Source organism: Brevundimonas mediterranea, from assembly GCF_014196125.1.
GTDB classification, from domain to species: domain Bacteria; phylum Pseudomonadota; class Alphaproteobacteria; order Caulobacterales; family Caulobacteraceae; genus Brevundimonas; species Brevundimonas mediterranea.
Window position 1 is genome coordinate 405215 of record NZ_JACIDA010000002.1, and the last position, 10931, is coordinate 416145.

Below are 10931 nucleotides of genomic sequence, written 5' to 3' on the forward strand. Positions count from 1 at the left end.
ACGCCCGACGCATCCGCACCCAATGATGGGACCCCGAACGGAATACGCCGTCCGGGATACGAAAGACGAAATATGTTCGATATCAAACGCAAGACGATCGACTGGGCCGGACGCCCGCTGACCCTGGAAACGGGCCGCATCGCCCGCCAAGCCGACGGCGCCGTGTTGGCGACCTACGGCGAGACCGTGGTTCTGGCCACCGTCGTCTATGGCCGCTCGCCCAAGCCGGGCCTGGATTTCTTCCCCCTGACCGTCAACTACCAGGAAAAGACCTTCGCCGCCGGCAAGATCCCGGGTGGTTACTTCAAGCGTGAAGGCCGTCCGACCGAGAAGGAAACCCTGGTTTCCCGCCTGATCGACCGTCCGATCCGCCCGCTGTTCGTCAAGGGCTTCAAGAACGAGACCCAGGTCGTCGTGACCGTGCTGCAGCACGACATGGAAAACGATCCGGACATCGTCGGCCTGGTCGCCGCCTCGGCCGCCCTGACCATTTCGGGCGTGCCCTTCATGGGCCCGATCGGCGCCGCGCGCGTCGGCCTGATCGACGGCGAGCTGGTCCTGAACCCGCACATCGACCTGATCGCGACCTCGGACCTCGACCTGGTGGTCGCCGGCACCCAAGACGCCCTGATGATGGTCGAATCCGAAGCCAAGGAGCTGTCGGAAGAGAAGATGCTCGAAGCCCTGATGTTCGCTCACGCGGGCATGCAGCCGGTGATCGAAGCCATCATCGAACTGGCCGAACACGCCGCCAAGGAGCCCTTCGACTTCCAGGGTGAAGACCATTCGGACGTCGTCGCCTCGATCAAGTCGCTGGTCGGCGAAGACATCAAGGCCGCCTACACCCACCCCGGCAAGTACGACCGTCGCTCGGGCGTCGATGCGGCCAAGAAGACCGCCGCCGCCAAGCTGGTGAAGACCGACGAAAACCCCGACGGCGTCGACAGCTCCAAGTTCTCGGCCGCCTTCAAGGAATGCGAAGCTGAGGTCCTGCGTCGCGACATCATCGAGAACGCACACCGCGTCGACGGCCGCGCCCTCGACAAGGTCCGCGCCATCGTGTCGGAAGTCGGCGTCCTGCCGCGCACCCACGGTTCGGCCCTGTTCACGCGTGGGGAAACCCAGGCCCTGGTCGTCGCCACGCTCGGCACCGGCGAGGACGAGCAGTACATCGACAGCCTGTCGGGCACCTACAAAGAGAGCTTCCTGCTGCACTACAACTTCCCCCCCTATTCGGTGGGTGAAGCGGGCCGCATGGGTTCGCCCGGTCGTCGCGAAATCGGTCACGGCAAGCTGGCCTGGCGCGCGATCCGTCCGATGCTGCCGTCTAAGGAAGACTTCCCCTACACCATCCGCCTGGTCTCCGAGATCACCGAGTCGAACGGCTCGTCCTCGATGGCCACGGTCTGCGGTTCGTCGCTGGCCCTGATGGACGCCGGCGTGCCGCTGATCCGTCCGGTCTCGGGCATCGCCATGGGCCTGATCCTGGAGCCGTCGGGCGAGTTCGCCATCCTGTCGGACATCCTGGGTGACGAAGACCACCTGGGCGACATGGACTTCAAGGTCGCCGGCACCTCGGAAGGCATCACCAGCCTTCAGATGGATATCAAGGTCGCCGGCATCACCAAAGAGATCATGAAGCAGGCTCTGAGCCAGGCCTCGGCCGGTCGTCTCCACATCCTGGACGAGATGTCCAAGGCCATGGACGCGCCGCGCACCGAACTGGGCGAGCACGCGCCGAAGATCGAAACGGTCAAGATCGCGGTCGACAAGATCCGTGAAGTGATCGGTTCGGGCGGCAAGGTCATCCGCGAGATCGTCGAGAAGACCGGCGCCAAGATCGACATCGGCGACGACGGCACCATCAAGGTCGCCGCCAACGACCAGGAGAAGATCGACGCCGCCAAGGCCTGGATCCAGTCCATCGCCTCGGAACCGGAAGTCGGCACCATCTACTCCGGCAAGGTCGTGAAGGTCGTCGACTTCGGCGCCTTCGTGAACTTCTTCGGCGCCAAGGACGGCCTGGTCCACGTGTCCCAGATCGCTCTGGAACGCGTCGCCAACCCGGCCGACATCCTGTCGGAAGGCCAAGAGGTCAAGGTCAAGTTCCTGGGCTTCGACGATCGCGGCAAGACCAAGCTGTCGATGAAGATCGTCGATCAGACGACCGGTGAAGACCTGACCGACAAGATCAACGCCGAACGCGCCGAGCGGGGCGAAGAGCCCCTGTCGGACGACACCGGCGGCCGTCCCAAGCGCGAAGGCGGCGGTGATCGCGGTGGCGATCGTGGTCGTCGTCGTCGCGACTAGGACTGAGCCCCAGGGCTGATACGAGAAGGCCCCGCCGGCGACGGCGGGGCCTTTTTCGTGACGGCCTGTCCTAAGATCGGCATTCCGCCGGCGGATCGCCGTCGCGCGCCCACAGTTTGCAGGACCGGTCGATCTCGCCCTGGATCAGGTCGCAGGGGTTGGCGGCGTTGCAGGGCGGGCGGGTCGCGGGGCTGACCTGGATGCAGCGTTCGACCAGGCGAGCGGACGCCGCCTCGCCGATCTGCTCACGGCAGGGGATTTCACTGGCGGGAATCCGCTCGGGCCTCATGTCCGGTCCTTCCGGAATCCGGGCCTGAGCGTCTTCCGACGGAGCCGGCGTCGACGCCGCGGGGTTCCGGGCCGGGGCGGGGCCAGGAGCGGCGGGGCTGGGGGCCGCCGAGGAAACGGTCCCAGAGGAAGAGGCGTCAGAGGAAGAGGCGTCGGGGGCGTCGCTTCCGGGCTGACAGGCCGCGACCGTCAGGGCGAAGGCCAGAACGGCGGCTGAGGCGGAACTGATGAACAGGGGGCGGCGCATCGGCATCTCCGGGCAGGGACGGGATCACCCAGACGATGACCCGTCCCCTTAATGCGCGAAACCCCCTATCGGCGCACCGCCTCCAGCGCGGCCTTTTGCAGGGCGAACAGTTCGGTGCAGCCGATCTCGGCCAGGGAGAACAGCCGGTCGAACTCGGCGCGGGAGAAGCCGCGCTTCTCGCCGGTGGCCTGGACCTCGACGATCTGGCCCGCGCCGGTCAGGACGAAGTTGGAATCGGCCTCGGCCTCGGAATCCTCTTCATAGTCCAGATCCAGCACCGGCACGCCGTCGCAGACGCCGCAGGATACCGCCGCCACCTGGTCCAGGATCGGGTCGGACTTCAGCACGCCCTCGTCGCGCAGATAGTTGAGGGCCGAGGCCATGGCGACCCAGGCGCCGGTGATGGAGGCGGTGCGGGTGCCGCCGTCGGCCTGGATCACGTCGCAGTCCAGCACCACCTGACGCTCGCCCAGGGCCTTCAGATCGACGACGGCGCGCAGCGAGCGGCCGATCAGGCGCTGGATCTCCTGCGTCCGGCCCGTCTGTTTGCCGACGGCGGCTTCGCGACGGCCGCGCGTATGGGTGGCGCGGGGCAGCATGCCGTATTCGGCCGTGACCCAGCCCTGGCCCTTGCCGCGCATCCAGCCGGGAATGGTCTCCTCGACCGAGGCCGTCACCAGAACCTTGGTATGGCCGAAGGTGATCAGGCACGAGCCCTCGGCGTAGCGGTTGACCCCGGTCTCGATGGTCACGGGACGCAGTTGATCGTCGGTGCGTTTCGAATGGCGCATTGAGATGAATCCTTGGAAGCGGGGGCTGCGGTGCTTATCCTGAAACCGTGAGCCTGTATGCCCCCAAAACCCCGCCCTTCGACGGCGCCCAGTCCTTTGCCGGACTGGCGGGGCTGGATATGCGCGCGCGCGACATCTTCCGCCGCATCGTCGAGAGCTATCTGGAGACGGGCGAGCCGGTCGGGTCGCGCACCCTGTCGCTGGGCGGGATCGCCCTGTCGCCGGCCTCGATCCGCAATACGATGCAGGACCTGACCCTGGCGGGTCTGCTGGCTGCGCCCCACACCTCGGCGGGGCGGATCCCGACCCATGCCGGCCTGCGCCTGTTCGTCGACGGCCTGCTGGAGGTCGGCGACCTGACCAAGGAGGAGCGGCGCGAGATCGACGGGCGGCTGGCGGGGCGGGGCCGGAACTTCGAATCCGCCCTGGACGAGGCGTCCAACCTGTTGTCCGGCCTGGCGGGGGGCGCCGGCGTGGTGTCCAGTCCGGTGCGGGATTCCGGCGTCAAACATGTCGAATTCGTCGCCCTGGGCGGGGATCAGGCCCTGGCGGTCATCGTCGCCGACGACGGTACGGTCGAGAACCGGATCATGACCCTGGCGGCCGGGGTCACGCCCTCCACCCTGGTGGAGGCCTCCAACTTCCTCAACGCCCGCCTGCGCGGCCGGCCGTTCGCCGACGCCAAGCGCGAGATGACCCAGGAGCTTGAGATCGCCCGACGCGAACTGGACCAGACCGCCGCCCGCCTGGTCGAGGACGGGTTCGCCGCCTGGTCCGGCGGCCCGGACCGCGAACGCGCCCTGATCGTGCGCGGCCGCGCCAACCTGTTGCAGCAGGGCGAAGGCCTGGCGGATCTGGAGCGGGTGCGTGTCCTGTTCGACGACCTGGAGCAGAAGGAACAGCTGATCGGCCTGCTGGACGGGGTGGATGCGGCGCAGGGCGTGCGAATTTTCATCGGCGCCGAAACACGGTTGTTTTCACTTTCGGGTTCCGCAGTGATCGCGGCGCCCTATATGAGCGGCCGACAGCGGGTTCTGGGCGCCATCGGCGTCATAGGCCCCGCAAGGTTGAACTACGCCCGTGTCATCCCGTTGGTGGACTATACCGCCCGGGTGCTGGGCCGGATGCTGGACGGGAACGACAAGTGAGCGACAAGCCCCTTAACGAAGACCTCAACGCACTGGACGCCGACATGGCGGAAGTGAACGCCGAACACGGCCTGGACGCCCAGCCGTCGGACGATCTGGCGCCGCTGGACGCCGTCATCGCCGAGCGCGACGAGTGGAAGGACCGCGCCCTGCGCGTCGCGGCCGAGATGGAGAACCTGAAGCGGCGCGCCGAGACGCAGCAGAACGACGCCCGCGCCTTCGCCATCCAGCGCTTCGCCAAGGATCTGCTGGGCGTGGCCGACAATCTGGAACGCGCCCTGATGGCCGCGCCCAAGGACACGGACGGCCCGACCGTCGCCCTGGTGACGGGTCTGGAAATGACACAGAAGGCCCTGCTGCAGGCGTTCGAGACCAATGGGCTGAAGCGCGTCGCCCCCGAGGCCGGCGAGGCCTTCAACCCCCATTTGCACCAGGCCATGATCGAACAGCCGTCGGACACGGTTCCGGGCGGCGCCGTGCTCCAGACCATGCAGTCCGGCTTCGAACTGTTCGGCCGCACCATCCGTCCGGCCATGGTCGTGGTCGCGGCCAAGGGGTCGGGCGCGCAGGCGTCGAACCCCTATGGCGCAGCGCCCGAGCCCGAAGGTCAGGCCTTCGACGGCAAGGCCTGATGTCAGGACGTGAGTGGTGATTGGTGAGGGCTGAGTAGTGAGCTGCTGTGTCTCCGCAAGCCGCTCACCTCTTGCTCACGACTCACCATTCACCAGTCACTCCCCCCTCAGAACCTCCGCCGCCATCCGCCGATCAAGGCGAATTCCGGCGCCGCGTCGGCGACATGGCGCGGTTCACGGCTGGCGACAGCCTGGACAGACAGGCTGGAGCCGTCCCACAGCCGCCGCTCGCCGCCCAGGATGAAGTCGATCTGACGACCGCTGGGCGACGCCGAGAAGCTTCGGCGTGAATAGGTCAGGGGATCGAAATATTCGACCGGCACATCGGCCAGCAGCGCCGAGAAGGTCCCGCTCTCGATCCGCAGCGGCTGCGACAGGGTGAAGCTGATCCGGTCGCAGACCATCGAACAGCCGGTCAGCAGCCCAAGCCGCCAGTTCGAACTGATCGCCGCCTGGTCCATCGACAGGAACCGACCCTCGATCCGGGTCGACCCCATGCCCGCCTCGCCGATCAGGCGCAGACCGGGCCTCAGCGTCCAGTCGCCGCCCACGGCATAGAAGCTGGTCCGCGACGGCAAGGCGAAGTCCGATCCGCCGGGCAGGAAGGCGCCCAAGGGACCCAGACGCTCGTCCAGGCCGCCGATGCTGACCGACAGGCCGCCGTCGGCGCCGCGCCAGGCCAGGGTGGCGCGGCTGTAGCTTGAAGCCTCCGCCTCGACCCGCCTCAGCGGCATACGCCGGTCCCCGCCCCCGCTCTCGGCCGCAAAGGTCAGCGACCCGAACCGCATGGCGCCGCGCGCCGCATGATCCGCCTGGGCCAGGGCGGCGAAACCGTCGCCGGCCGCGCCGTCGAAGGGCGACCGTGCTCCGCCCCGGCCCTGCCAGGTGGCGAAGCTCAGTCGGCCCATCTCCAGATCCAGCATGGCCTCCTGGCGGGGTTCGTCGCCCAGCCACGGCGCGGCGGTCAGGTCGTAGCGCGGCGCAATGGGCTCCGGCGTCTCGGCCGGTTGAGAGGCCGTCAGGTTCAGCCGGCCGCCGTTCGGCAGGGCCAGACGGGTCGTCGCCGTCCGGCTGGGTTCGAACGGCGCGGCCTGATACGAGCGGCTGGGCGCCGTCGGATAGGCCCCGCCCAGTTGGACGGCGAACATCCGGTCATAGCTGTCGAACAGGACGGTCCCCAAGGCCGTCTGGCGCGAAAAGGCGTCGCCGAAGGCGGGGCCGACGAAACTGCCAGGCTCACTCTCGGCGACGATGGAGCCTCCGTCGGCCATCGGGGTCGAGCTCGTTCCCACCGGCCGGAAGGCGTTGGCCAGGTCCAGCAGGCCCCGGCCGTACACAATGTCGGTTCCCGCGTCCCCGGCGTCGCGCGCCGTGTCGAGGAGGATAGCCAGGGCCTGACGCCCCGAAAGATTGGGGAAGGCGTCCATCAACAGGGCCAGGGCGCCCGAGACATGGGGCGCCGAGAAGGAGGTGCCGTTGATCCGCCAGCAGCTGGTCCCGTCACAGCCGGTGATGACGTCCTCGCCGGGCGCGGAAATATAGGCGACGGCCGTCGCCCCCGCGCGGTTCGAGAAGTCGGACATGACATTGGTCGCGCCGTGCGACCCCACGGCGATCACGGCGCCGGAGAACCGGGGATCCACCGCATATTGCGCGGGCCAACCGGGATTGGCCTCGCCGTCATTGCCCGACGAGGCGACGATGACCGCCCCGGAATTGACCGCGCGCAACAGGGCCGCCTCGAAGGCGGAGCCCAGCCGACCGTCGCCGCCCAGGGACATGTTGATGATCTTGACCCCGTTGGCCACGGCGAAGTCCAGGGCCCGGACCAGGTCTGAACTGCTGAAACAGACGTCGTCGTCCTCATCCTCACAGTCGGAGATGTCGCTGCGGATCGACAGTATGGTCGATTCATAGGCCACGCCGACCGAGCCCAGTCCGTTGAAGTTCGAGGCGATCACACCCGACACCAGGGTTCCGTGGCTGTCGTTCGCGACATAGGGGGTGTTGCGGCCTGGAACCACGTCGGTCGAGGCCGTGGAAATCCGGCCGACCAGATCGGCCTGGCTGTTGCTGACGCCGGAATCGACCACGGCGACCGTGACGCCGTTTCCGGTGGCGCCGGCCTGCCACCCGACCTCGGCCTTCATATTGGCCAGGCCGTAGTTCCGCAGATACTCGGTGGAGGACACCGAAGGGGGCGGCGGAGGCGGAGGGGGTGGTGGCGGCGGAGGCGGAGGAGGAGGAGGAGGAGGTGGTGGTGGTGGCGGCACGACGGGCGTTACGACGCCCCCGCCGCCGCCTCCCCCGCCCCCACAGGCCGCAAGGGGAAGAAACAACAGGCCGAGACCCAGCAGAACCGCCCGGCTTAACCGCAAACCGCCCATGTCACCCTCCTGGCGCAGAGCCCTCCGCAATGCGTCACATCAGTAACAATTCAACTCCTTAACGCTTTGTCGAGGTGGGCCAGAAGTTTCGCCCATGCGTCCCGGGCGTCCGCCTCGGCGTAGCTGGCGCGGTAATCGGCGTGGAAGCCATGCGGCGCGTCCGGATAGACGATGATCCGGCTGTCCGTCTGGCCCGCACGCGCCAGGGCCTCGCGCATCCGTTCAACGCTGGCCAGGGGGATGCCCTGGTCCTGGCCGCCGTACAGGCCCAGGACCGGCGCCTTCAGATCGTCGGCCAGATCGACCGGCCAAGGCTGACCGGATGAAACCTGCACCGGCGTCGCGTCCAGCGCGGGGGCCAGACGGCCGTACCAGGCCACGCCGGCGCCGATGACGGCGAACCGCGCCGCCGCCTGCCACACCACCTTGCCGCCCCAGCAGAAGCCGGTGACCCCGACCTTGCCGTCCCGCGCCCACAGCTGCTGGCTGGCCCAGTCGAGGGTCGCCGACAGGTCGCCCATCACCTGCTCATAGTCGGTGGCCCCGACGATCTGCATGATCCGCCCCATGTCCGACAGGGGCGCCGGATCCTCGACACGATTGAAGAAGGCGGGCGCAATGGCGGCATAGCCCTGTTTCGCCAGCCGACGGCAGACGTCGCGGATGTATTCGTGAACCCCGAAGATCTCGGACACCACCACGACCACCGGGAAGGGGCCGTCGCCTGCGGCACGGGCGACATAGGCCGGCAGTTCAAACCCGTCCGGCGCCGGATAGCTCACCTCGGCCGTCTCGAGCCCGGCGGCGTCTGTGGTGATCGGCTGGGCCTCCTTGGCCAGGGCCGCAACCGCATAGCCGGAGAACAGCAGCCCCCCCAGGGCGCCCACCGCCCGGCGGCTGAGCTTCAGATCATCGGCGGTCTGGCCTTCGGGACGGATCAGAGTGGTCATGGGACGGCTCCAGAAACGGGGGAGCCGCAGACCATCACGGCGCGCCGAGGGCGTCCAGTCAACTTAGGCGGAAGTCGATCCGATTGGTTTGGCGAAACAGACGGCTTCCGGTCGGCCGACATAGCGGCCGTAGGGCGGAATTTCGCGATAGCCGGCGCGGAGATAGAAGCCCACGGCCAAAGTGTTGACGCGACGCGTTTCCAGCCGGATTTCGCCGTAGCCGAGGCCTTGCGCCTTCGCCTCCAGGGCCGCGAGCACCGCGGAACCCACGCCCCGTCCGGCGACCGCCGCATACATGCGCTTGATTTCGGCGACCCCGGGCTGGAGCGGACGCAGGGCGCCGCAGCCAATGGCCCGACCCTGCTCGTCGCGCGCCAGCAGGAAGGCGGCGCCCGGCCCGCGCACATCGTCCGCGTCGAACGAGGCCTGACCGCTGGAGCCCGTGATCGCCGCCAGTCGCTGGGACAGGGCGGCGATCAGGACTTTGGCGTCGGCATGGTCGGGGTCGGCGTCCTCGATAAGGATCATCCGGGGTTGATCCTCAGTGCCGGAAGACCCGCACCCCGGTGAAGGCCATGGCGATGCCCTTTTCGTCGGCGGCGGCGATGACCTCGGCGTCGCGCATCGAGCCGCCCGGCTGGATCACCGCCGTGGCGCCGGCGGCGATGGCTTCCAGCAGGCCGTCGGCGAAGGGGAAGAAGGCTTCGGAGGCGCAGGCGGACCCTTGCGCCAGCGAATGGGCCAGACCCTTTGCCTCGCCGGCCTCCTTGGCGCGGATGGCGGCGATGCGGGCGCTGTCGCGGCGGTTCATCTGGCCGGCGCCGATGCCGGCGGTCTGGCCGTCCTTGGCGTAGACGATGGCGTTGGACTTGACGTGTTTGGCCACGGTGAAGGCGAACAGCATGTCCTGGATCTCGGTCGGCGTCGGCTGGCGCTGGGTGACGATCTTCAGGTCCGACGGCTTGATCAGCGACCGGTCGCGGCTCTGGACCAGGAAGCCCCCGGCGACCGAGCGGAACACCTCGCCCGGCCCTTGCGGATCCGGCAGGCCGTCGGTGATCAGCAGGCGCAGGTTCTTCTTGGCGGCGAAGACTGCCTTGGCTTCGTCGTCCGCGCCGGGGGCGATGACGACCTCGGTGAAGATGCCGGTGATGGCGCGGGCGTCGTCGCCGTTCAGCGGCCGGTTGACCGCGATCACGCCGCCGAAGGCCGAGACGGCGTCGCATTCCAGCGCGCGGGCGTAGGCTTCCGACAGGTCCTTGCCCACCGCCACGCCGCAGGGGTTGGCGTGTTTGACGATGACCACGGCCGGGGCCTCGAACTCGGCGACCAGCTCATAGGCGGCGTCGGCGTCGGCGATATTGTTGTAGCCCAGCTCCTTGCCCTGGATCTGGGTCGCATGGGCCACGCCGGGACGGGCCTCGCCAGTGCGGTAGAAGGCGCCGGTCTGGTGCGGGTTCTCGCCGTAGCGCAGGGTCTGGGCCAGGGATCCGGCAATGGACTTGCGGGCCGGGGCGACGTCCTCGACTTGGCTTGCGAACCAGCCGGAGACGGCGGCGTCATAGGCGGCCGTGCGGGCGAAGGCGCGGGCGGCCAGGCGTTTGCGCAAGGCCAGATCGGTCGAACCCTCGGCCTTCAGCGCCGCCACGATCAGGCCGATGCTCTCGCCGTCGACGGCGACGGCGACATAGCCGTGGTTCTTGGAGCCCGAGCGGATCATGGCCGGGCCGCCGATGTCGATATTCTCGATCGCCGCCTCGAACGAGCCGCCCGCCGCAACAGTGGATTCGAACGGATAGAGGTCGATCCATACGATATCGATGGCGCCGATGCCGTGGTCGATCATTGACTGGGCGTGGTCGGCGGCGTCGCGCACGCCCAGCAGGCCGCCGTGGACCACGGGGTGAAGCGTCTTGACCCGGCCATCCATCATCTCGGGGAAGCCGGTCAGGTCGGCCACGTCCTTGACCGGCAGGCCCAGTTTGGCGATCGCCGCGCGGGTGCCGCCGGTCGAGACCAGTTCGACGCCCAGGTCGTGCAGGGTGCCGGCGGCGTCTTCCAGCCCGGCCTTGTCGGACAGGGAGATCAGGGCGCGTTGCGGCTTGACCCGGTCGGGGGCGGGCGGAAAGTCGGGAGCGGCGGGCATGGCGGCGTCCGTGAAGGCTGGGGGAGGATGGC

General features: G+C 68.4%; 9 protein-coding genes. 3 read left to right on the forward strand and 6 right to left on the reverse strand.

Annotated elements, in window-relative coordinates; translation table 11 throughout:
* Nucleotides 1-72 precede the first annotated feature (72 nt).
* Nucleotides 73-2310, forward strand: a complete 2238-nt coding sequence (pnp, locus tag GGR11_RS10845) for a polyribonucleotide nucleotidyltransferase (protein WP_183196908.1) — start codon at nt 73-75, stop codon at nt 2308-2310.
* A 70-nt stretch (nt 2311-2380) separates the two neighbouring features.
* Here pnp and GGR11_RS10850 read toward each other — a convergent pair whose 3' ends face one another.
* Together GGR11_RS10850 and rph are read right to left on the reverse strand one after the other, a co-directional pair.
* On the reverse strand, nt 2381-2845 hold the full coding sequence (locus GGR11_RS10850; RefSeq protein ID WP_183196911.1) for a hypothetical protein: 465 nt from the start codon (nt 2843-2845) through the stop codon (nt 2381-2383).
* 65 nt (nt 2846-2910) lie between these two features.
* Nucleotides 2911-3636 carry a ribonuclease PH gene (rph, locus tag GGR11_RS10855; RefSeq protein WP_183196913.1) on the reverse strand — a complete coding sequence of 242 codons (726 nt, stop codon included), beginning with the start codon at nt 3634-3636 and terminating at the stop codon, nt 2911-2913.
* Nucleotides 3637-3755: 119 nt separating this feature from the next.
* Here rph and hrcA point away from each other — a divergent pair, with 119 nt between their 5' ends.
* Nucleotides 3756-4784: a heat-inducible transcriptional repressor HrcA gene (gene hrcA, locus GGR11_RS10860; protein WP_221205301.1), complete on the forward strand. Its 1029-nt coding sequence runs from the start codon at nt 3756-3758 to the stop codon at nt 4782-4784.
* Between the two features lie 44 nt (nt 4785-4828).
* Nucleotides 4829-5416, forward strand: coding sequence for a nucleotide exchange factor GrpE (gene grpE, locus GGR11_RS10865; RefSeq protein ID WP_221205302.1), 588 nt, complete (start codon nt 4829-4831; stop codon nt 5414-5416).
* 107 nt (nt 5417-5523) lie between these two features.
* Here the strand turns inward: grpE and GGR11_RS10870 are convergent, their stop codons facing one another.
* From GGR11_RS10870 to purH, 4 genes are all read right to left on the reverse strand, one after another.
* Nucleotides 5524-7608 carry a S8 family peptidase gene (locus tag GGR11_RS10870; protein ID WP_343051121.1) on the reverse strand — a complete coding sequence of 695 codons (2085 nt, stop codon included), beginning with the start codon at nt 7606-7608 and terminating at the stop codon, nt 5524-5526.
* 245 nt (nt 7609-7853) lie between these two features.
* Complete coding sequence (locus GGR11_RS10875; RefSeq protein WP_183196919.1) at nt 7854-8753, reverse strand: dienelactone hydrolase family protein; 900 nt, start codon at nt 8751-8753, stop codon at nt 7854-7856.
* A gap of 63 nt (nt 8754-8816) precedes the next feature.
* A complete protein-coding gene (locus tag GGR11_RS10880; protein ID WP_183196920.1) occupies nt 8817-9281 on the reverse strand; it encodes a GNAT family N-acetyltransferase in 465 nt (154 codons plus the stop codon).
* Between the two features lie 13 nt (nt 9282-9294).
* On the reverse strand, nt 9295-10899 hold the full coding sequence (purH, locus tag GGR11_RS10885; RefSeq protein WP_183196922.1) for a bifunctional phosphoribosylaminoimidazolecarboxamide formyltransferase/IMP cyclohydrolase: 1605 nt from the start codon (nt 10897-10899) through the stop codon (nt 9295-9297).
* Nucleotides 10900-10931: the final 32 nt, after the last annotated feature.

Bases quoted from the DNA above. Each gene is read 5' to 3' on its own strand.
- pnp (WP_183196908.1), top strand. From the start codon at position 73: ATGTTCGATATCAAACGCAAGACGATCGACTGGGCCGGACGCCCGCTG.
- GGR11_RS10850 (WP_183196911.1), bottom strand. From the start codon at position 2,845: ATGCGCCGCCCCCTGTTCATCAGTTCCGCCTCAGCCGCCGTTCTGGCC.
- rph (WP_183196913.1), bottom strand. From the start codon at position 3,636: ATGCGCCATTCGAAACGCACCGACGATCAACTGCGTCCCGTGACCATC.
- hrcA (WP_221205301.1), top strand. From the start codon at position 3,756: ATGCGCGCGCGCGACATCTTCCGCCGCATCGTCGAGAGCTATCTGGAG.
- grpE (WP_221205302.1), top strand. From the start codon at position 4,829: ATGGCGGAAGTGAACGCCGAACACGGCCTGGACGCCCAGCCGTCGGAC.
- GGR11_RS10875 (WP_183196919.1), bottom strand. From the start codon at position 8,753: ATGACCACTCTGATCCGTCCCGAAGGCCAGACCGCCGATGATCTGAAG.
- GGR11_RS10880 (WP_183196920.1), bottom strand. From the start codon at position 9,281: ATGATCCTTATCGAGGACGCCGACCCCGACCATGCCGACGCCAAAGTC.
- purH (WP_183196922.1), bottom strand. From the start codon at position 10,899: ATGCCCGCCGCTCCCGACTTTCCGCCCGCCCCCGACCGGGTCAAGCCG.